General features: G+C 65.5%; 20 protein-coding genes. 6 read left to right on the top strand and 14 right to left on the bottom strand.

Annotation, left to right across the window (positions count from 1 at the left end; translation table 11 throughout):
* The first annotated feature begins 257 nt into the window (after positions 1 to 257).
* Positions 258 to 1,007 carry a hypothetical protein gene (locus ACLQ7E_RS05560; protein WP_411731575.1) on the top strand — a complete coding sequence of 250 codons (750 nt, stop codon included), beginning with the start codon at positions 258 to 260 and terminating at the stop codon, positions 1,005 to 1,007.
* Positions 1,008 to 1,113: 106 nt separating this feature from the next.
* Here ACLQ7E_RS05560 and ACLQ7E_RS05555 read toward each other — a convergent pair whose 3' ends face one another.
* Both ACLQ7E_RS05555 and ACLQ7E_RS05550 read right to left on the bottom strand, forming a co-directional pair.
* Positions 1,114 to 1,773, bottom strand: coding sequence for a redox-sensing transcriptional repressor Rex (locus ACLQ7E_RS05555; RefSeq protein ID WP_411731590.1), 660 nt, complete (start codon positions 1,771 to 1,773; stop codon positions 1,114 to 1,116).
* Between the two features lie 191 nt (positions 1,774 to 1,964).
* A complete protein-coding gene (locus tag ACLQ7E_RS05550) occupies positions 1,965 to 2,219 on the bottom strand; it encodes a glutaredoxin family protein (protein WP_411731574.1) in 255 nt (84 codons plus the stop codon).
* A 139-nt stretch (positions 2,220 to 2,358) separates the two neighbouring features.
* Between ACLQ7E_RS05550 and ACLQ7E_RS05545 the strand changes: the two genes are divergently transcribed.
* Positions 2,359 to 3,084: an HAD family hydrolase gene (locus ACLQ7E_RS05545; RefSeq protein ID WP_411731589.1), complete on the top strand. Its 726-nt coding sequence runs from the start codon at positions 2,359 to 2,361 to the stop codon at positions 3,082 to 3,084.
* A gap of 114 nt (positions 3,085 to 3,198) precedes the next feature.
* On the opposite strand, the gene ACLQ7E_RS05540 is transcribed toward ACLQ7E_RS05545, so the two are convergent.
* From ACLQ7E_RS05540 to ACLQ7E_RS05515, 6 genes are all read right to left on the bottom strand, one after another.
* Positions 3,199 to 3,297 (bottom strand): 30S ribosomal protein bS22, encoded by a 99-nt coding sequence (locus ACLQ7E_RS05540; RefSeq protein WP_003792170.1) that lies wholly within the window; start codon positions 3,295 to 3,297, stop codon positions 3,199 to 3,201.
* A 144-nt stretch (positions 3,298 to 3,441) separates the two neighbouring features.
* A complete protein-coding gene (locus tag ACLQ7E_RS05535) occupies positions 3,442 to 3,654 on the bottom strand; it encodes a helix-turn-helix domain-containing protein (protein WP_411731573.1) in 213 nt (70 codons plus the stop codon).
* A 192-nt stretch (positions 3,655 to 3,846) separates the two neighbouring features.
* Positions 3,847 to 4,953, bottom strand: coding sequence for a 3-deoxy-7-phosphoheptulonate synthase (locus ACLQ7E_RS05530; protein ID WP_411731572.1), 1,107 nt, complete (start codon positions 4,951 to 4,953; stop codon positions 3,847 to 3,849).
* A 407-nt stretch (positions 4,954 to 5,360) separates the two neighbouring features.
* A complete protein-coding gene (gene gdhA / locus ACLQ7E_RS05525; RefSeq protein ID WP_411731571.1) occupies positions 5,361 to 6,704 on the bottom strand; it encodes an NADP-specific glutamate dehydrogenase in 1,344 nt (447 codons plus the stop codon).
* A gap of 204 nt (positions 6,705 to 6,908) precedes the next feature.
* Positions 6,909 to 7,361 (bottom strand): ArsR/SmtB family transcription factor, encoded by a 453-nt coding sequence (locus tag ACLQ7E_RS05520; RefSeq protein ID WP_411731570.1) that lies wholly within the window; start codon positions 7,359 to 7,361, stop codon positions 6,909 to 6,911.
* A gap of 46 nt (positions 7,362 to 7,407) precedes the next feature.
* Complete coding sequence (locus ACLQ7E_RS05515) at positions 7,408 to 8,556, bottom strand: acetoin utilization protein AcuC (protein WP_411731588.1); 1,149 nt, start codon at positions 8,554 to 8,556, stop codon at positions 7,408 to 7,410.
* A 261-nt stretch (positions 8,557 to 8,817) separates the two neighbouring features.
* Between ACLQ7E_RS05515 and ACLQ7E_RS05510 the strand changes: the two genes are divergently transcribed.
* Positions 8,818 to 10,257 (top strand): TrkH family potassium uptake protein, encoded by a 1,440-nt coding sequence (locus tag ACLQ7E_RS05510; RefSeq protein ID WP_411731569.1) that lies wholly within the window; start codon positions 8,818 to 8,820, stop codon positions 10,255 to 10,257.
* A gap of 25 nt (positions 10,258 to 10,282) precedes the next feature.
* Positions 10,283 to 10,921: a potassium channel family protein gene (locus tag ACLQ7E_RS05505; RefSeq protein ID WP_264270476.1), complete on the top strand. Its 639-nt coding sequence runs from the start codon at positions 10,283 to 10,285 to the stop codon at positions 10,919 to 10,921.
* Between the two features lie 71 nt (positions 10,922 to 10,992).
* Here the strand turns inward: ACLQ7E_RS05505 and proC are convergent, their stop codons facing one another.
* The 6 genes from proC to ACLQ7E_RS05475 all read right to left on the bottom strand — a co-directional run bounded on the left by proC (position 10,993) and on the right by ACLQ7E_RS05475 (position 19,080).
* Positions 10,993 to 11,853 (bottom strand): pyrroline-5-carboxylate reductase, encoded by an 861-nt coding sequence (gene proC, locus ACLQ7E_RS05500; protein ID WP_411731568.1) that lies wholly within the window; start codon positions 11,851 to 11,853, stop codon positions 10,993 to 10,995.
* 55 nt (positions 11,854 to 11,908) lie between these two features.
* Positions 11,909 to 12,748, bottom strand: a complete 840-nt coding sequence (locus ACLQ7E_RS05495; protein WP_411731567.1) for a sugar phosphate isomerase/epimerase family protein — start codon at positions 12,746 to 12,748, stop codon at positions 11,909 to 11,911.
* Between the two features lie 23 nt (positions 12,749 to 12,771).
* Positions 12,772 to 13,797, bottom strand: coding sequence for a Ppx/GppA family phosphatase (locus tag ACLQ7E_RS05490; RefSeq protein ID WP_411731566.1), 1,026 nt, complete (start codon positions 13,795 to 13,797; stop codon positions 12,772 to 12,774).
* A gap of 40 nt (positions 13,798 to 13,837) precedes the next feature.
* On the bottom strand, positions 13,838 to 16,618 hold the full coding sequence (gene topA, locus ACLQ7E_RS05485; RefSeq protein WP_411731565.1) for a type I DNA topoisomerase: 2,781 nt from the start codon (positions 16,616 to 16,618) through the stop codon (positions 13,838 to 13,840).
* A 135-nt stretch (positions 16,619 to 16,753) separates the two neighbouring features.
* The gene (locus tag ACLQ7E_RS05480; protein ID WP_411731564.1) at positions 16,754 to 17,398 is read right to left on the bottom strand and encodes an ArsR/SmtB family transcription factor; all 645 of its coding nucleotides are present in this window, start codon (positions 17,396 to 17,398) and stop codon (positions 16,754 to 16,756) included.
* Positions 17,399 to 17,409: 11 nt separating this feature from the next.
* A complete protein-coding gene (locus tag ACLQ7E_RS05475; RefSeq protein WP_411731563.1) occupies positions 17,410 to 19,080 on the bottom strand; it encodes a methyltransferase in 1,671 nt (556 codons plus the stop codon).
* Between ACLQ7E_RS05475 and ACLQ7E_RS05470 the strand changes: the two genes are divergently transcribed.
* Complete coding sequence (locus ACLQ7E_RS05470; protein WP_411731562.1) at positions 19,079 to 19,663, top strand: GNAT family acetyltransferase; 585 nt, start codon at positions 19,079 to 19,081, stop codon at positions 19,661 to 19,663. The genes ACLQ7E_RS05475 and ACLQ7E_RS05470 overlap by 2 nt on opposite strands.
* 52 nt (positions 19,664 to 19,715) lie before the next feature.
* Entirely contained in the window at positions 19,716 to 19,946 is a 231-nt protein-coding gene (locus ACLQ7E_RS05465) for a hypothetical protein (RefSeq protein WP_411731561.1), read from the top strand.
* Positions 19,947 to 20,180: the final 234 nt, after the last annotated feature.

Below are 20,180 nucleotides of genomic sequence, written 5' to 3'. Positions count from 1 at the left end.
AAATCTTTGTTCCGTTACCTAAACCGGACACTTGATTTTGCCCACGCGCCCGGGCTTTGGACGGTCCCCGAAAGCATTGCAACGATGCCCCGCACCGCATCCCCCGCCTCGCGTGCATCCAGCAAGACTGGGCGCACGGAACAGCTTTGGCCAATGTTCCGGACGAAACGAAAAACCATCCTTTGGGAGGGGTGAAAAGCAATCTCGAACCGATATCGTGAGGGTAAGCCGTAGTTTTCCAACCCAAGGAGCAGGTTATGTCTACCCCTGAGAATGATCCCCTGAACCCGGAGAAGCCGTCCGAGGACCCCGCACCACCGCAATACGGACAGCGTGCAACGCAGGATCCGAATGCCGCCGGGCAACCCCCGTATGGCCAGCAGCCGCAGTCCGGGGCACAACCGCCGAATCCGTATGGCCAGAACCCCAACCCATATGGCCAGCCTGCACCCGCGAACAATCCGTACGGCCAGCAGCCACCGCAGGCGCCATATGGCCAGCAGCCGTACGCCGGCGGATTCCCGGTCCCGCCGCAGGGCAACTTTGCACCGCCCCAGATGCCCACCCACCGCCCCAAGGAACTGGACACCTCCTTCTGGGCCATCCTTGCTGCTGGGGTTGTCTCCCTGTTGAGCACCGTGTTTGGTTTGAGCGCCGCCGCGATCACGCAACAAATGGAGGCGTTCCCCGAGTTGGAGGAGCAACTTCGGATTGCCGGGGCGAGCATGGCCGACGCAATCCCCATGATCCAGACCGCGGCGATCGTGTTCGCGGTGATCGGCTTGTTGCTTTACGTCCTGATTGCGTTCATGGTCCGCAAGGGAAGCGGCGTGGCACGCATCTTCGCCACGATCTTCGCTGTCCTCTCGCTGTTCGGCATTGGCAGCGGAGTGCTGATGGCACTCTCGGTCGTCCTGGGAGTGGTTGGCGTTGTCTTCGCCTGGTTGCGCCCCTCCAGCCAGTTCATTGCTGCGCGTCGTGCAGCACGGGCGGCCGGATACCGCTAAACACCGCATCTTAAGAAGTGGTTCGTGGGATCCAGCCATGCCGGCTGGATCCCACGGACCACTTTGCGATTAAGCCAGATGGTGGGTCCGAGTACGGACCGGGCGCCTAGGAATCGAGGTTTTGTGCGTGGTAGGCCAGGATTTGCAGCTCGGTGGCCAGATCGACCTTGCGCAGGTTGACTCCTGCAGGGACCTGCAGCACCACAGGGGCAAAACTCAGGATGCTTCGCACGCCCCTTTCCACGAGTTTGTTGCACAATTCCTGGGCCGCTGCCCCCGGAACGGATAAGACGGCCATATTTGCAGCGGTGGCTTCAAGGATCTCGTCAAGGTCGGAAATGGCTTGGACCTGCAAGTCCCCCACCGTAGTGCCAATAACCTCTGGCGAGGAATCGAGCAGTGCCACGATTTCGAATCCGCGGCTTCTGAATCCGCCGTACCCGGACAGCGCGCGACCCAAGTTTCCGGCACCGATAATCGCTACGCGCCAGTGCCGCAAGAGCCCCATGGCCTTGGAAATTTGTTCGGCCAGTTCGGTCACCACGTACCCGACACCGCGGGTCCCATAGGATCCGAGCAGGGACAGGTCCTTGCGAAGGATCGCCGGATTGACCCCGGCTTCCGTGGCCAGGACACCTGATGAAGTCTGCGCCTCGCCGCGGGCCTGCATGGCGTTTAGCGCCCGCAGGTACTGGGTCAACCGTGCCAGGGTCGCTTCGGGAAGAATCCTGCCAAGTGAACCGGTCGGTGTCTGCCCCACCGTCATGCCGGGTTCCAGGTCGCGCTCAATCTGAAGGTCGGCCGCAGGGACTTTGGCTTCGCTGCTTGCGGGGTGGGGCTCGGTGGGCATTCTGCTCTGACTCAATTCCGTGGATACCTTCATGTCTTATCAACCGGTCCTGGCAACACCGCCTCGCCGCCTTGCCGTTTCGCGGGCCCCCGACGGAATCGTTGACCTTAGCTGGTCAACAATGTCTCAAGGCGCTGGGCGTCGATCACCCAAAAATCCCGTATCCGGCCGTCGACCAACAGCACCGGAACTTCTTCCGAGTGGCGTGCCAGGAGTTCAGCGTCCTGGTCGATGTCAACTTTTTGCCAGGTGTAATCGAGCCGACTGGTGACCTCATCGAGTGTTTTGATCGCAGCTTGGCACAGATGGCATCCGGAACGAACCAACAAGGTAATTTCCCGCGGGGTCTGCACACTACTCATGCCCCAACGCTACAGCTCCGGCCAAAAAAGATTGCAATACACTTGGCGGATGCCCTCAAACCATTCCCCCGTGTCACTTCCTGGGCAAGAGCCGGTGCACTCGAGCACGACCGCGGCCTTCTTCGATGTGGACAACACCATGATGCGCGGTGCTTCACTATTTGCCGTAGCCCGAAAAATGTACCAACGACGGGCTTTTACGCTGCGTGAGGTTGTATGGTTCGCCGTTCACCAGTTGCGCTTCGTGGCCCGCGGAGAGAACCTCGGCGACATCCACGCCATCCGCGACCGTGCGCTCCTACTGGCCGCAGGGTTCTCCGTGGCGGACATGGTTGCGCTCGGGGATGAAATTTATGACGAATTCATTGAGTCTAAAATCTGGCCAGGCACCCGTGCAATTGCCGAACAGCATCTGCACGCCGGGAGGCAGGTGTGGCTTGTCACTGCCACCCCGATTGAGGTCGCCTCCGTCATGGCGCGCCGGCTCGGGCTCAGTGGCGCACTGGGGACGAGCGTTGAACACGTCGAGGGCATCTACACCGGCCGACTGGTCGGCGAGATCCTGCACGGGGCAGCGAAGGCCGAGGCGGTACGGAACCTGGCCCTGGCGCAAGGGTTGGATCTTGCCGAATGCTGGGGGTACAGCGATTCGCACAACGACATCCCATTGCTTGAAGCGGTCGGACACCCCGTGGCGATCAATCCCGACGGGAGATTGCGCCGCCACGCCAAGGAGCGGAACTGGCCCGTCTACGATTTCCGGACCGGCCGCAAGGCCGCGACCTTTGGGTTGAAGGCCGCCGGCATCTCGGGAGCCCTTTGGGGCCTGTGGCGCAGTTTCGGCGCACTGCGCCGCCGCCCCTGACATTCCGGGCACTACGCCACGGAGCCTGCCGCAGCATGCAAAAAGGTGCGTTTCCCTTATAGGGGAAACGCACCTTTTCACATGCTCAATTCCGGGCAAGCCCGGAACCGGCATTTACTTCTTATTACGACGCTGGTGGCGGGTCTTACGAAGCAATTTACGGTGCTTCTTCTTGGCCATACGCTTGCGGCGCTTCTTAATAACAGAGCCCATAGTGGTTCCTCACAAACTGATTCGATTGCCGACTACTATTTCTTCGGCACCAAAGCACCAGAATAGCCAACTGGACGTTAAACGTTCCTTAACAGATTACCTGCTTCTAGAGCAGATTCTGACCACTCGCGAAATCCGGCGGCGTTAGCCGGTGTTGAAGTCCCGCCCGAACCCGGCTGCCCGCAGGTACTCCTGCACGGCGTTTTCGGGTACACGGTAGGAGCGACCAAACCGCACGGCCGGCAATTCGCCAGAATGGACGAGGCGATAAACCGTCATCTTTGACACACGCATCACCTCGGCAACCTCGGCCACCGTCATGAAACGCGCGTTGGCAAAGTTTTGCGATTCGACCATTCCCTGTTTCTCCTGACAATTTCACATAGCAATCATGCTTTGGCGCGGACTGAGGAATGTACCTTGTCCGCGCCAACACCCCAAGATACCCTATGTCCTTGTGACTCACTTTAGTGGCTCGTGGGGCCAATGTGAACGATTCGCGGCAACGCGGGGCCACCATTTATTGCAGTCACCCCACGTTTATGGCGTTTAGCGCCCCGTCCGCACCGCCTCGGCCAAGGTCGCAAGCAGGTCAGCGCTGGTGTCCCAGCCCATGCAAGCGTCCGTGACGGACTGTCCGTAGGTCAACCCGGCCAGGACGTCGGAGCCCTGTGCCACCGCATCCGGATCGTGTTTCTGCGCACCTGCCACCAGGAAGCTCTCGGCCATGATCCCGGCAATCGCTTGGTCCCCGTCGGCAATGCGGGCGGCGAGCTCGGTGATGACTTCCCGCTGGCGCAGATGGGACTTGCCCGAGTTTGCATGGGAGGCATCGACGATCACCCGCGGGTTCATGCCCGCGTTGGCCATGGCGGCCGAAGCGGCGGCCACAGGCTCTGCGGCGAAGTTCGGACCGTCGGCACCGCCACGCAGGATCAAGTGGGAGTCCTCGTTTCCCGCGGTCCGGACCACGGCGGTACGCCCGTCGTCGCTGATCCCCAGGAAGGACTGCGGGGCGCCGGCGGCCTGGCAGGCGTCGATGGCGACCTGCACCGAGCCGTCCGTGCCGTTCTTGAACCCCACGGGCATGGACAGCCCGGAGACCAGCTGCCGGTGCGTCTGGCTTTCGGTGGTGCGCGCCCCGATGGCGCCCCAGCTGATCACGTCCGACAAGTACTGTGCGCTGAGCGGTTCGAGGAATTCGGTGGCCAGCGGCAGGCCCAGGTTGCTGGCCGCCAACATGAATTCTCGTGCTGCACGCAGCCCCGCGGCCATGTCATGGCTGCCGTCAAGGCGGGGGTCGTTGACCAAGCCCTTCCAGCCCACGGTGGTGCGTGGCTTTTCGAAGTAGCTGCGCATGACCACTAGCAGTTCACCCTCATGCTGCTTCGCGGCAGCGGCCAGCCTGGTGGCGTACTCCAGCCCTGCTACAGGGTCGTGGATGGAGCAGGGGCCGATGATGACCAGCAGGCGCTCATCGAGCCCGGAAAGCACGGCACGGACCTCCTGGCGAGCCCGCATGATCCGGTAGCCCTGGGCATCGCCCACGGGAAGTTCATCGACCAATTCCGTGGGGGTGGGCAGTTCGGTGATCCCGAGGACGCGTTCATTGGTATTGGCGCGGTGCTGTGTCTCGGCGGCGGTTGCGGTGCTCATGGTCTGGGGCCTTTCGGTTTCGGCCCCGCGCCGTGGAGTGGGGGGCCTCATGGTTTCGATGCGGCCCCGGCGATCACGCTGCGTATTCCTTCAGGGCCGCTATTTTGGAAATAGCGAAGGGCCGGCAAGCAACAGCTTGCGGCCCTTGTCGGCTCTGAAGGTGGGTATGCGAAATTATCGCGTCTTAGGCCCCTCCAGAGCCGACACAAAATACGCATACCAACGTTGAGTCATGATTGTGAATTTACAGCCGGACCGTGCAAATCGCAAACGGGCCCCGCCGCGTGGGCGACACAGTCCGTCATGAAGCACGACAAGGGGGCGGCACAGGCCGGACGGGTCCAAGGATGAACCTGTCTTTCCTGTGCCGCCCCCTCGAGGCGTTATCCGGCTGGAGCGCTGCCTGTCTAGATCAGGCCCTGGGCCAGCATGGCGTCGGCGACCTTCACGAAACCGGCGATGTTGGCACCGGCCACATAGTTGCCCGGCACACCGTACTCGTCTGCGGTGGCGGCGCAACGGTCGTGAATGCCGATCATGATCTCGGTCAGGCGCGCTTCGGTGTGGGCGAAGCTCCACGAGTCGCGGCTGGCGTTCTGTTGCATCTCCAGTGCCGATGTGGCCACGCCACCGGCGTTGGCGGCCTTGCCCGGGGCAAAGAGCACCCCGGCGTCCTGGAAGAGCGAGGTCGCGGCGGCGGTGCAAGGCATGTTGGCGCCTTCGGCCACGGCCAGGACACCGGTGGAGATCAGGCGCTTGGCGTCCTTGGCGTCCAGCTCGTTCTGGGTGGCGCACGGCAGTGCGACTGTCGCATCGACGTCCCAGACGTTGCCACCCTCGACGTAGTGGACCTTCTTGGAGTTGGCACGCTCGGCGTACTCGCTGATGCGCCCGCGCTCCACTTCCTTGATCTGGCGAAGCAGGTCGATGTCGATGCCGCGCTCGTCGACGATGTACCCGGTGGAATCGGATGCCGTCACGACGCGGGCGCCGAGGGTCTGGGCCTTGTCGATGGCGTTGATGGCCACGTTGCCGGAGCCGGAAACCGACACGCGCTGGCCGTCGAACGATGTGCCGCGGGTCTTGAGCATTTCCTGGGTGAAGAGCACCGCCCCGAAGCCGGTGGCCTCCGGGCGGACCAGGGATCCGCCCCAGCTGATGCCCTTGCCGGTGAGCACGCCCGACTCGTAGCGGTTGGTGATGCGCTTGTACTGGCCAAAGAGGTAACCGATCTCACGCCCGCCCACGCCGATGTCGCCGGCCGGTACGTCGGTGTACTCGCCGATGTGGCGGTAGAGCTCGGTCATGAATGACTGGCAGAAGCGCATGACCTCGCCGTCGGACTTGCCGCGCGGGTCGAAGTCGGACCCGCCCTTGCCGCCGCCGATGGGCATGCCGGTCAGCGAGTTCTTGAAGATCTGCTCAAAGCCCAGGAACTTGATGATGCCCAGGTACACCGAGGGGTGGAACCGCAGTCCGCCCTTGTACGGGCCCAGGGCCGAGTTGAATTCAACACGGAAACCGCGGTTGATCTGCACGCGGCCTGCATCATCGGTCCACGGGACACGGAAAATGATCTGGCGTTCGGGTTCACACATGCGCTGCAGGATCGCTGCTTCGGCGTATTCAGGATGCTTGCGCGAGACCGCTTCGAGGCTGTCGAATACCTCGGTTACGGCCTGGTGGAATTCCGCTTCACCGGGGTTGCGACGGAAAACTTCGTCGCGAATGGTCGCAAGATGCTGGTCCAAGTCTTATTCTCCTCATCACTTGGGGCAGGCACGAGGGCACACTGCCGCCATGTCTGGCGGCGCTGCCCCAGACGTCGAGAATGTCACGGCCCGCCTCCGTCGGCACAACCGGGCGTAATCAAACAAGCGCACACGCGTAATGTTTTCGTGGTCCGGTGTATGATTTCGCGCCGGCATTCCGGTAGCCGGCGAGAACGTGGAGAACTAGCGCTTTCTGCCGAACTTGGGCTTGGGCAGGCGGTCCAGGAAGTCATGGGCGCGGCCGGTGACCTGTTCCAGTCCGCGGCCCACGGTCCGGCCCAATTGCGCAGCGGCCACCGTGGCCTGGCTGGTTGCCTCGGGGGACGCCAGCTGCGGATCGGCGTAGGATTCCGGGACCAGGCTCAGTGCCGGCGCCGGGGGAACGAAGCCGTGCACCCAGGTTTGCAGGTCCAGGAAGGTCGCGGATTCCAGTGCGTAATAGCGGCGCTGCCCGTCGGCGCGCATCGAGACCATCCCGGCCTCGCGCAGGACCTTCAGGTGCTTGGAAACGGTCGGCTGGGAAACGCCCAGGGCCTCGACCAGGGAACCGACCGAGCGCGACTCCTCGCGCAGGGAATCGAGCAACCTGCGTCGGGTGGGGTCGGCCAGCGCAGAAAAGATATCATCATGAGCCACCGCATAACCCTATCCGCATATACCTGCGTTGGCATCTTTGGGCGTCCTAATCGAACCAGGGGTCCAGCCCGAACAGCGGGAAGATCTCCTTGCGGGTGGCCATGACGGCGCGGTCCACCGGGTCCGCGGGGTCGTACCCGACCTCCCAGCTGCGCCACCACAATTCGGCGTTGTCGCCCATGGACTCGGGGGTGCGGATCCCGTAGCGCCCGAGCACGTAGTCGCGCCAGCTGCGCGGCACGGGCGTCGCCAGCGGGACCGGCTTGCCCGAGGCGACGGCCACCAGGTGGCTCCAGGCCCGCGGCACCACCGAGGCGGTGTTGTAGCCGCCCCCGCCGGTGGAGATCCAGCGGCCGCCGCAGAGCCTGCGGGCCAGCTCGGAGATGTCCAGCGCATTCTGCCGCTGCGCATCGATGGTCAACCGGAGGTTGGACAGGTCGTCGTCCCGGTGCCCGTCGCAGCCGTGCTGGGAAACGATCACCTCAGGCGCGAAGGCCTCCGCCAGCTGCGGAACCACCGCGTGGAAGGCCCGCAGCCAGGCAGCGTCGCCGGTGCGCGGGGGGACGGCGATGTTCACCGCGGTGCCCTGCGCGTTGGGTCCGCCGATCTCGTTGGCGAACCCGGTGCCGGGGAACAGCGACATGCCCGTTTCGTGGATGGAGATGGTCATGACGCGTGGATCGTCCCAGAAGAGCGATTCGGTGCCGTCGCCGTGGTGGGCATCCACGTCGATGTAGAGGACCTTCTGCACACCCCCGTCCAGCAATCGCTGGATCGCCAGGGCAGTGTCGTTGTAGATGCAGAAGCCGCTGGCCTTGCCCCTGGCCGCGTGGTGCATGCCCCCGCCGAAGTTGACCACGTGCAGGGCGCGCTCGCCCAGGATGGCATCGGCGGCCAGCAGCGAACCTCCAGCCAGCCGGGCGCTCGCCTCATGGATCCCGGCGTAGGCGGGGTTGTCCTCGGTGCCCAGGCCGCGGGCCTCGTTGGGGACGTGCGGGTTGGCGCTGACCTCGTGGACGGCGGCGATGTAGGCCGGATCGTGCACCGCGGCCAGTTCCCCGTCGGTGGCCACAGGCGGGGCCGCCAACGTGACGTTGGAACGCCCGAACAGGCCCAGGTCCGTACAGAGCCGGGCGGTGAGCTCCAGCCGGAGCGGGTGCATCGGATGGGTCTCGCTAAAGCGGTACTCCATCATCTGCTCGCTCCAGATGACCTGGGTCGGGGGCAGTGGCTCATTTGCGGCAAACACCTATTCAGGCTACGCGATGCGCACCACCGGTGTGTGCCAAGACACCCGTGTGACCTCCGCCAGCCCCGTCACCCGGCGCCCGGCGGGGCGCGTGGCCGCGAGTCGGCGGGCCACCGGCCGATCCCGCCTTGCCATGGTTTATTGTGGGAGCTTGCGGGGCAGGGCTTCCGCACCGAAGTTTTCCACGTCTTGGAGCCGAGCAAACACATGGGATCGTCCCCCTCTTCAGAGTCTGCGCGACGGCCGGGCACCGATATCGGTGCCCCGGCCCGCTGGCGCTCACGCCTGGGACTGTGGCGCCGGATCGTGTCCGACTTCACCGTCCGCTCCCCCGCGCGCCTTGCCCTGTTGACCTTCACCCTGGTGATCTCCCTGTTCACCTCCGTGCTGGCGCTTCCGGTGTCATCGGCAACAGGCGAACCCACACCCTTTTACGATGCCCTGTTCACCGCCGTCTCCGCGGTGTGCGTCACCGGCCTGACCGTCGTCTCCACGGCCACCCACTGGTCCTTCTTCGGGCAGCTGGTGATGATCATCGCGGTGTTCGTGGGCGGCTTGGGCATCCTGACCCTTGCCTCGCTATTGTCGCTGGCGGTGTCCAAGCGGCTGGGCGTGCGCGGCAAGCTGCTGGCCCAAAGCTCCATGAACACCTCCGCCGCCTCCACCCTGGGCGAGGTCGGTTCGCTGCTGCGCATCGTCATCACCACCTCGGTGGCGATCGAGGTGGCCCTGGCCCTGATGCTGGTCCCGCGCTTCCTCATCCTGGGCGAACCGGTGAACGAGGCCATTTGGCACGGCATCTTCTATGCGATCTCCTCCTTCAACAACGCCGGGTTCACCCCGCACTCCGACGGGCTGGTCCCCTACGAGACCGACCTGTGGATCCTGGTGCCGCTGATGCTCGGGGTATTCCTGGGCTCGTTGGGCTTCCCCGTGCTGATGGTGCTGCTGGCGCACCGCTTCAACACCAGGAAGTGGACGCTGCACGCCAAGCTCACCCTGATGGTGACCGCCATCCTGCTGCTGGCCGGCGCGCTGCTGTGGGCCGTGTCCGAGTGGTCCAACCCCGACACCATCGGCTACATGTCCAACGGCGACAAGGTCATCCACTCGGTCTTTGCCTCCGTGATGACGCGCTCAGGCGGCTTCAACCTGGTCGACCAGGGGGAAATGGGCCAGGTGACGATGCTGCTGACCAACGCGCTGATGTTCGCCGGCGGCGGCTCGGCCTCCACGGCCGGCGGCATCAAGGTCACCACCATTGCGGTGATGTTCCTCGCGATCTTCGCCGAGGCCCGCGGCGACACCGACGTGCGCGCCTTCGGCCGCCGCATCCCCGAAGGCACCATGCGCGTTGCCATCTCGGTCATTGTGCTCGGCGCCACGCTGGTGATGCTGGCCACCGCCTCGCTGCTGGCCATCAGCGGCACCTCGCTCTCGCGGGCGCTTTTCGAGTCGATCTCGGCCTTCGCCACCGTGGGGCTGAGCACCAATTTGTCCGCCGAATTGCCGCCGGCGGGCAAGTACGTGCTTTCCGCGCTGATGTTTGCCGGCCGAATCGGTACGATTACGTTGGCAGCCGCGCTGACCTTGCGCCAGCGCAACCAGCTGTACCACTTCCCCGAAGAGAGGCCGATCATTGGCTGAGAAGAACACGGACCACAACGCCGCGGTGCTGGTCATCGGGCTGGGCCGTTTTGGCGCCTCCGTGGCCGAGCAACTGGTGAAGCAGGGCCGCGAGGTGCTGGCCATCGAACGCAACCAGGAACTGGTGCAGAAATGGGCATCGGTCCTCACCCACGTGGTGGAGGCCGACGCCACCAACATCGATGCGCTGCGCCAGCTCGGCGCCCAGGACTTCACCTCCGCGGTGGTCGGGGTGGGCACCTCGATCGAGTCCTCCGTGCTGATCACCGTGAACCTGGTGGACCTGGGCATCGAGCACCTGTGGGTCAAGGCGATCACGCCCTCGCACGGCAAGATCCTCACGCGCATCGGCGCCAACCACGTGATCTACCCGGAGGCAGACGCAGGGGTGCGTGCAGCCCACCTGGTCGGCGGTCGGATGCTTGACTTCATCGAGTTCGACGACGGGTTCGCCATCGTGAAGATGTACCCGCCGAAGGAGACCCAGGGCTTCACCCTGGCCGAATCCCAGGTCCGCTCCAAGTACGGGATCACCGTGGTCGGCGTGAAGTCCCCCGGCGAGGACTTCACCTACGCCCAGCCCGACACCAAGGTCACCCGGCGCGACGTGCTGATCGTCTCGGGCCACGTGGACCTGCTTGAACGCTTCGCCGCCCGGCCCTAAGGGTCCCAAGGCTCCCTAGGCAGCACGAAGTCCCCTCGTTCGGCCGACGAACGAGGGGACTTTTGTGTTTGCTAGGCCAATTCCCTGGTGATCTGCGCGGCACGGGCCGCGGCCGCGGCGGCCCCGCGGGCGATGACCCGCGGAAGCCCCTCGGCATCGAAGGTGGCGATGGCCTGTTCGGTGGTGCCGTTGGGGCTGGTCACGCCCTTGCGCAGGGCGGAGGGATCGGCCTGCACATCGGCAAGCATCTTTCCCGCCCCGGCGACGGTGGCACGGGCCAGGTCGGTCGCCAGCGCCGCATCCAGGCCCAGCTCCACGCCGGCGGCGGCCATGGCCTCGACCAGGTAGAACACGTAGGCGGGCCCGGAGCCGCTGATGGCCGAGACGGCGTCCTGCTGCGACTCCGGAACCACGTGCACCACGCCGGAACCGGCGAACAGGTCAACGACGGCGGCCAGCGCGGCCGCGGAGACGAATTCCCCGGCACTGACCCCCACCGCGCCCGCGCCCACCTTCAGCGGCGTGTTGGGCATGGAGCGCACGACGGGCTGGCCCGGATTCAGGTGTGCCGCGATCATCTCGATGGTGATTGCGGCGGCCACCGAGACCACCACGGCCGAGGGCTTCAGCGCGTCCCTGATCTCGTCGCACAGGGCGGCGATTCCCACGGGCTTGACGCCCAGGAAGACGATGTCGGCGCCCTTCACGGCCTTGAGGTTGGCCTCGGGGTCCTGGGCGCCAACGAGCACCGTGACACCGGTCTCGGTGCGCAGCGCCTGGGCCTTGTCGTCGCCGCGCAGGGTGGCGACGATGGCCTGGGGGTCGTAGCCGGTGGCGATGATGCCGCGCAGCACCGCCCCGTTCATGGAACCGGTGCCCAGGAAGGCAAGTCTGTTCTCGGCAAGGGCGGAAGTCGAAAGCACTGAAGTCATGTGCCCATTGTTCCACGGCGGCGGCGATCCCGGCCGGGTTGCGCCCGTGATGCTGCTAGATGGAGTGGCTGCCGCTTTGGGCAGCCTTGGATACCGGTGCCAGGTAGCGGCGGGCGAATTCGAGGGTCTCGCCCAGCCAGGCCTCGCGCTCCCCCGCGCCCTTGGCCTTGCGCGTGGAGACCTCCACCGCCACCACCCCGTCCCATGCCGAGTCCCGGAGGAACTCGATGGCCTCGATGACCGGCTGGGTGCCGCGGCCGGGGACCAGGTGCTCGTCCTTGCCGTTGTCCGCCCCGTCGCACAGGTGCACATGGCTCAGCCGTTGCCCCAGGTCGCGGAAGGCCACCGCGGAGTCCATGTCGGCGATCGCCGAATGGGAGAAGTCCCAGGTGACAAATTCGTAGGGTTCGGGGATCGGGTTCCAGTGCGGCAGGTACATCTTCGCCTCGCGCCCGCGGGCCCGCCACGGGTACATGTTCTCCACGGCGATCTTCACCCCGTACTCCTCCATGATGCGGCGGATGCCGGTGGCGAACTCGGTCGCATAGGTGCCCTGCCAGCGGAAGGGCGGGTGGGCCACCACTACGTCGCAGCCGACCTCCACCGCCATGGCGGCCGCGGACTCGATCTTGTTCCAGGCGGTGCCCCAGACCTGCTGGGTCAGCAATAGCGTCGGGGCGTGGATGGCCATGACGGGCTGTTCGTAGCGTTCGGCCAGCCGGTTCAGGGCCCGTGCATCCTGGGAGATCTGGTTTCCGGTGACCAGCACCTCCACCCCGTCGTAGCCCAAATCGTGGGACACGGCGAAGGCGTCGTGGACGTTAAGCGGGTAGACCGAGGCGCTGGAGAGCGCGACGGGAATGGGGGCGTTGTTGCTGTTGCCTGACTCGACCATGGAACGTGCCCCTTGTCTTTTCCTTACAGAACGTTGCGGCCGTGGGACATCGACATTGCCGAGGACTGGCCCAAAGCGACTTCTCCGACTCCCACGCTACTACTGAGCGGGGCGGTGGAGTCAAAAAGAACGTGATCAAAGCGGCGCAGCATCAGGCCCTCGCGCAGCGCCCACGGGCAGATGCGCAGGGATTTGACCTTCAGCGCGCTCATGGCCTCCAGGGCGACGATCGCACCTGCAAGCAATTGCGGGGCCCGGATGGCCGAGACCCCCGGCAGTTCGGCGCGCTCTTCCCAGTTCATGGCCGTGAGCCGGTTGGTCCAGAGCTTCAGCGACTCCGCACGCAGCACCCGCTTGACGTAGGGGCCATCGGCGCTGGGGGCTGCCCCGGTGATCCGCGCCAGGGACCTGAAGGTCTTGGAGGTGCCGGTGACCACGGTGGGCCGCCCGAACTCGCCCAGCTCGGCCACCGGATCGGCAAGCACCTCGCGCACGTGGTTGCGCAGCGCCTTGACCTGCGCGATCGAGGGCGGATCCTCCGGAAGCCATTCACGGGTCAGCCGTCCGGCACCCAGCGGAACCGAGTGGGCAGTGGTGGGGAACTCGTCCACGCCCAGGGCCAACTCGAAGGAACCGCCGCCCATGTCCAGGTTGAGGATCGTTTCCGAGCTCCAGCCGAACCAGCGGCGCACCGCGTAGTAGGTCATGCCCGCTTCCTGCTCACCGGTCAGCTCGGTGAGCCGCACCCCGGTTTCGGCGACGACCTTTTCCAGGACGGCCTCGCCGTTGGCCGATTCGCGGATCGCCGAGGTGCAGAAGGCCAACAGGTCCTCCGCATGGTGGTTGATCGCGAATTGCGCCGCCTCATGCACGAAGTCCAGCAACTCGGCCTGCCCGGCCTCGTTGATGGCCCCGTCCTCGTCCAGGTACTGCACGAGCGAGAGCGGTCGCTTGTGCGATGCAAAGGGCACCGGACGGGCGCCCGGATATGCGTCGACCAGCAACAGGTGAACCGTGTTCGACCCGATATCCAGTACGCCCAGCCTCATGGTGTGTCCTTCATGCGCTTGTCACTTGCCGCGGCAGCGGCTACTTGCTGGTTGTCTTTGCCGCCGGCTTTTTCGCCGGCGCCTTCTTGGCAGGCGCCTTCTTGGCCGGTGTGGCCGCGGTCTTGCGCTTGACCGGTCCGCGGGCCCGCTTGTCGGCCAGCAGCTCGATGGCCTTCTCCCTGGTCAGCTCCTCCAGCGTGGTGTCACGCGGGATGGTGATGTTGGTGACGCCATCGGTGATGTAGGCACCGAAGCGTCCCTCCTTGACCACGATGTTCTTCTCCGAGACCGGGTCGGCGCCGAACTCGGCCAGCGGCGGCACCGCGGCACGGGCGCCGCGCTGCTTGGGCTGCGAGTAGATCTCCAGCGCCTCTTCGAGGGTGATCGTGAAGATCTCCTCCTCGGAGCCGATCGAGCGCGAGTCGGTGCCCTTCTTCAGGTACGGCCCGAAGCGGCCGTTCTGCACCGTGATCTCCACGCCCTCGGCGTCGACGCCGAGCACGCGCGGCAGCGAGATCAGCCGCAGGGCCTCCTCGAGCGTGACGGTTTCCACTGTCATCGTCTTGAACAGCGAACCGGTTCGCGGCTTGGCCTTGGTCGGCTTCTTCGGCGGCTTGGGCTTGCCGTTCTTGTAGTACTCGACGGGCATGGCCGCCAGTTCCTCGGCGGTGGGCTCCACGATGACCTCGGTGACGTAGGCGCCGTAGCGTCCGTCCCTGGCCACGATGGTGCGCCCGGTCTCCGGGTCGACACCCAGCACGTTTTCGCTCGGGCCCTGGTGTTCCATGAGCTCGATGGCCTTCTCGGCGGTGAGCTCGTCCGGTGCCAGGTCCTCGGGCACGTTGGCACGCTGCGGGTCGGTGCCCTCGGGGGCATCGGCAGGCAACGGCTTTTCCAGGTACGGGCCGAACTTGCCCACGCGCAGCACGATGCCCGGGGCGATGTCGATGGAGTTGATGGCACGGGCGTCGATGTCGCCCAGGTTGTTGACCACCGATTCCAGGCCTGCCTCGCCGGTGGCCTCGGAGCCGAAGTAGAAGTCCTTCAGCCAGGCGGTGCGGCCCTTCTGCCCGTGGGCGATCTCGTCCAGGTCATCTTCCAGGCGTGCGGTGAAGTCGTAGTCGACGTACTTGCCGAAGTGCTCCTCCAGTAGGCGAACCACGGAGAACGCGATCCAGCTGGGCACCAGGGCCCCGCCGCGCTTGGTCACGTAGCCGCGGTCCATGATGGTGGAGATGGTCGGGGCGAAGGTCGACGGGCGACCGATCTCCCGCGCTTCAAGCTCGGCGACGATCGAGGCTTCGGTGTAGCGTGCCGGCGGGCTCGTGGTGTGGCCGATCGCGTCGATGCCGGTGCCGGCCAGCGGGTCGGAGACCTTCAGCTGCGGCAGCCGGGCCTCTTCGGCTGCTTCGGCGGCCTCTGCCTCGCGGGCGGCGTCGCGACCCTCCTCGTAGGCGGCCATGAAGCCGCGGAAGGTGATCACGGTGCCGGAGGCGGAGAACTCGGCGACCTGCCCGGTGGTGGACTCGCCGGAGAGCTTGATGGTCGCGGTGAAGCCCTTGGCGTCGGCCATCTGCGAGGCGACGGTCCGCTTCCAGATCAGCTCGTAGAGCTTGAATTCGTCGGCCGAGAGCTGGGCGCGCACAGTGGCCGGGCGGCGGAAGGAGTCCCCTGCCGGGCGGATGGCCTCGTGGGCCTCCTGCGCATTGTCGCTCTTGCCCTTGTAGGCGCGCATCTTCGCGGGCACCGAGTCGGCGCCGTAGAGTTCGGCGGCCTGCTTGCGGGCGGCGTTCACTGCCTCGTTGGAGAGGAACACCGAGTCGGTACGCATGTAGGTGATGTAGCCGTTTTCATACAGGCGCTGGGCGACCTGCATGGTGGACTTCGAGCTCCAGCGCAGCTTGCGGCTTGCTTCCTGCTGCAGCGTCGAGGTGGTGAACGGCGCGGCCGGGCGGCGGGTGTAGGGCTTCTCGTCGACCGAGGTGACGGCGAAGTCGGCATCGGCCAAACCGCTTGCCAGGGCGGAGGCGCCTGCCTCGTCCAGATGCGCCACGGACCCGGACTTGGGGGTCTTCAGCTCGCCGCGGTCGGTGAAGTCGCGGCCGGTGGCCACGCGTGCCCCGTCGACCGAGGAGAGCTTGGCGCCGAAACTTTCGCCGGCAGAGGTGGCAAAGGTACCGGTCAAATCCCAGTAGGAGGCGGTGCGGAAGGCCATGCGTTCGCGTTCGCGTTCGACGACCAGGCGTGTGGCCACCGACTGCACGCGGCCGGCGGACAGGCCGCGGGCCACCTTGCGCCACAGCACCGGGGAGATCTCGTAGCCGTAGAGGCGGTCGAGCACGCGACGGGTTTCCTGGGCATTGACCAGGTCCGTGTCCAGTTCCCGGATGTTCTCCATGGCACGGGTGATGCCCTCTTGGGTGATTTCCGTGAAGGCCATGCGGTAGACCGGGACCTTGGGCTTGAGCACCTCGAGCAGGTGCCACGCGATGGCTTCGCCTTCGCGGTCCGCATCGGTTGCGAGGTAGAGCGCGTCGGCGTTCTTGAGCTTGGCCTTGAGCTCGGCAACACGCTTCTTCTTGTCCGGGTACACCACGTAGTAGGGGTCGAAGTCGTTCTCGACATCCACGGCGAACTTGCCGTAGGGGCCCTTTTTCATTTCCGCGGGCAGATCGGCGGGTTGCGCCAAATCGCGGATGTGCCCCACCGAGGCATCGACTTCAAAGCCTTCGCCCAAGTACTTGGCGATCGACTTACTTTTAGCCGGGGACTCCACGATCACGAGTTTCATTCCGGTCTTTTCCTTGGCCTTGGCGGGCACAGCACTCCTATTAGCAACCAGTGGTGCACCAAAGTGGGCGCACAGCACATTCCCTGCTCTAGGTTAGCGGTATTTTTGCCCGCCACGGCAAGCAGCGATCCCAAGACGCGGTTTTCCGCTCCCCGCTACGGGGCTTCAGTGACCCTGCTCGCCACGGATTTCGGGCAGGAAGGAAAGCATGTAGTAGAGCCGTTCGCCGTCGACGCCTCGTTGTTCCGGTTCCGCCAGGGCCTCGTATTCATACAGCAGGCCATAGACCTTGGCAATGAATTCCTTGCGCTGGTGCTCCGAGAGGAACACCACCCCCGTGGTCAGCACCGGCGCCCTGTCGGGTTCGGGCTCCTTGCCGATCTTGCGTTCCTTGTCGCGGCGCGCAATTTCCGCCGAGAGCCGATCTCGGAAGGCGTTGAGCTGCACGTTCAGGTAGGCGTTCTTCGCACTGGTCGAATCCGAGAGCGAGCCCAGGACGAGCTGGCCGCCGGCGGCCTTCCACCGGCGTTCACGCCCGTCGCCCTCGCTGGCAGCGCGGACCACGTAGCCGTATTTCTCCAGGGCGCGCAGGTGGTAGCTCATCGCGCTGGGCGTCAGGTCGCAGCGCGTCGCCAGCTCGGTGGCGGTGCGCGTGGCCTGCGACGCAAAGAGTTCCTCGAGGACCGTCAGGCGTGCCTCGTGGGCGAGCGCGCGAATGGCTTGCGGGTCGCTGATCGACACCGAGGTGACGGGCATCGGAGACAGGCCAGTGGTGTTGGCGCTTGGTCCCGAGGAAGTGTTCTGGCTCATATAAAAAAACTTTAGCGGTTGTTTCGCATCTCCAAAAGGAAGCCGCGCTTAATAAGCCGTACAACCCCTTCATAAAGCCGGGAAGAAAACTCCGGATCGCCGTCGCCCACCAGCGACTCCAAGGCACCGACTAGGGAAGATACGCTCAAGTCGCCGTCGCAGGCGGAGACAAATCCGGCAAGTGCGGTGTCCAGGATTTCGGTTCGCCGCAATCCCGCTCCCTGGCGTAACAAGATGACCCCCGGGTGCTCGGCGCCGGGGCGCTGGTGGCGTTCCTCGGTGACGTCCTCGGCCACCTCCAGGTGCAACTCGCCCACCTCCCTGGCATCCAGTTCGTCGGCCACCGCGATGTCCCGGGCCAGGCACGGGCCAATGGGTTGTTCAATGGGGTAGCTGATGGACTCGAAGAGCCGGCCGATGCCCGCGCGCTCCCCGGCGGGCCGCCGCAGCCACACCATGCCGAAGCCGATGGCGGCGACGTTGCGTGAGGCGAAGTCGTCGAGGTAGGCGCCGTACTGCGCGGCGAAGGCCTCCGGGTCGCGCCCCTGCGAGGCATCGCGCAGCCAGGTCTCGGCGTACCCCGTGGGGCTGACGACCTCGCGCTGGATAAACCAGGACTCGGTGTCCCCGGTGAGCCAGGAGCGCGGCCCGGCGCTCCATTCGTATTCCTCCTCCGGGGCGTCGGCCGCGGCGATTTCCCAGTTGGCCAGCATTTGCGCGCTGCCCCCGGGCTTCAGGATCCCGGGCAGCGTGCGCACGAGGGTGGCCACCAGGGAATCCCCGGGCATCCCACCGTCGCGGTAGGTGAACCGCTCGGAATCGTCCTGGCCGACGGGGTGCGGGGTGATGACGAACGGCGGATTGGAGACCACCAGGTCAAAGTGTTCCCCGGCCACCGGCTCGAGCAGGGATCCCAGGCGCAGTTCGACGCGGGCCGAAAGGTTCTCCGGGTCGATGCCCAGGGCCCGGTGGTTCAGCAGCAAGTTAAATCGCGTGAATCCCAGCGCGCGGGCGGAGATGTCGGTGGCGACCACGCGTCGGGCGTGGGAGAGCAGGTGGAAGGCCTGGATCCCGCAGCCGGTGCCCAGGTCCAGGGCGTTGTCGACCTGCGGGCGGACCGTCGTCTGGGCGAGCGTCAGTGAGGCCCGCCCGATCCCCAGCACGTGGTCGTGGCGCAGCACCCCGGGACGCTGGTGGGCGCCCAGGTCGCTGCCCACCCAGATTTCGGCGTCCGCATCCGAGGCGTGCGGGCGCAGGTCGATCCGCGCCCGGTGGTTCGGGCTCCCCTCGGCGTCTTCGATCAGGCCCAGCCGGCGCAGCCCCTCGATCCCCGTGGCGGGGAACGCTGCGGCAAGCTCGGTCTCGCCGACCTCGGCGCCCAGCATGAATACCCCGAGGATGGTTCCCAGCGCCGTTGGCTGGGGTTGGGCGGCGATGAGGCGCAGTGCCGGGATGAGCTGGTCGCGCATGAGTGCCTCGTGCGCGCTCTCCCCCAGGAACTCCGTGATTGCTTCGTGGGCGTATTCCGCCCGCCGCAAATCCCCGGCAAGTTGTTCAAGAAGCCGGGCGTCGTCGCTGCGCGGGGCATCGGGGACCTGGGAAAAGTTTTCGATGGAAGTCACACTCCCCAGTCTAGCGATCCGGGGAAAACGGGCTGCCCTCCTGCCTATGATGGAATCCATGCTCGAAGTCACCACCACTCACCTGCAACAGCTCTCTCCGGGGGAACTCCGCCCCTCATCCCGGGCACTGCCGGCCGGGGCCCGGATCGAGCGGGTCACCGCGATCACCCCGGAGTTCAGCAAATTCCTCTACCGCGGCGTGGGCAGCAGCTGGAACTGGGCGGACCGACTGTCCCTGACCCGCGCCGCGTGGGAATCGCTGATGCGGACCCCGGGTGCCGAAACCCACGTCCTCTACGTCGACGGGGCTCCCGGCGGCTACATCGAATTGGCCGGACGGATCGAAGGTTCCGGCACCGAGGTTGAAATCATGTACTTCGGCTTGTTCCCACAGTGCATCGGTCGTGGCCTGGGAGGGACCCTGCTGGCCGAGGGGATTTCGCGGGCGTGGGACCTTGATGCCCGATTCGAGGGCTTTCCGTCGGTGAACCGGGTCTGGGTGCACACCTGTTCATTGGACGGACCGGCCGCCATGGCAAACTACGAAGCCCGCGGGCTACGGATCTTCCACACCGAAACCGAGATGGTCGAGCCCGGCGACGGTGCCGCCGGGCTCTGGCCCGAGGAATCACTGACCTCATAACCCCTTGCGACGGGCATCGCCGAGTTTGCCCGGCGGGCCGCCTATCGGCCCAATGAAGCGACTGGGTCTGGTGTCCCTGACGGCGGCCGGCATGTTCATCGTCTCCACTGTATTCATTGCTGCCGGGGGCATTGGTCGTTTCCCGGAGAGGTCCGAGGCCGGAGCCGCCGACTCCAATGCCGAATTCTTCCGGGTCGGCGACTGGCTCAGCCGGGACTGGCAATGCCGTCCGGTGGCCCGATCACGATTTCAGGGCGGCACCCGTAGTACGTCCCATGGCTAGCTGTCTCGATCGGCGGCCAGGTATTGGAATTCACGTCCGCCCCCGAGCCAATCCCAAACTCGATTTTGGCGTTATCCACAATTCCCCGCTACCGATCCAATGACACTCGGATTCGGCGCATGCTGGTGGACATGCAAACCACCCAGTTCATCACCCTGGCCGCGGGCACCCGCGGCGCCCCGGGACACCCCGTGTCACCGGACGATGAACTGCGCGCCCTGCTCGAGGCCCAGC

The organism is Paeniglutamicibacter sp., from assembly GCF_046714615.1.
Classification (GTDB): domain Bacteria; phylum Actinomycetota; class Actinomycetes; order Actinomycetales; family Micrococcaceae; genus Paeniglutamicibacter.
The sequence above is the reverse complement of the archived record's forward strand: the minus strand, read 5'-3'. Positions and strand labels throughout refer to the sequence as shown.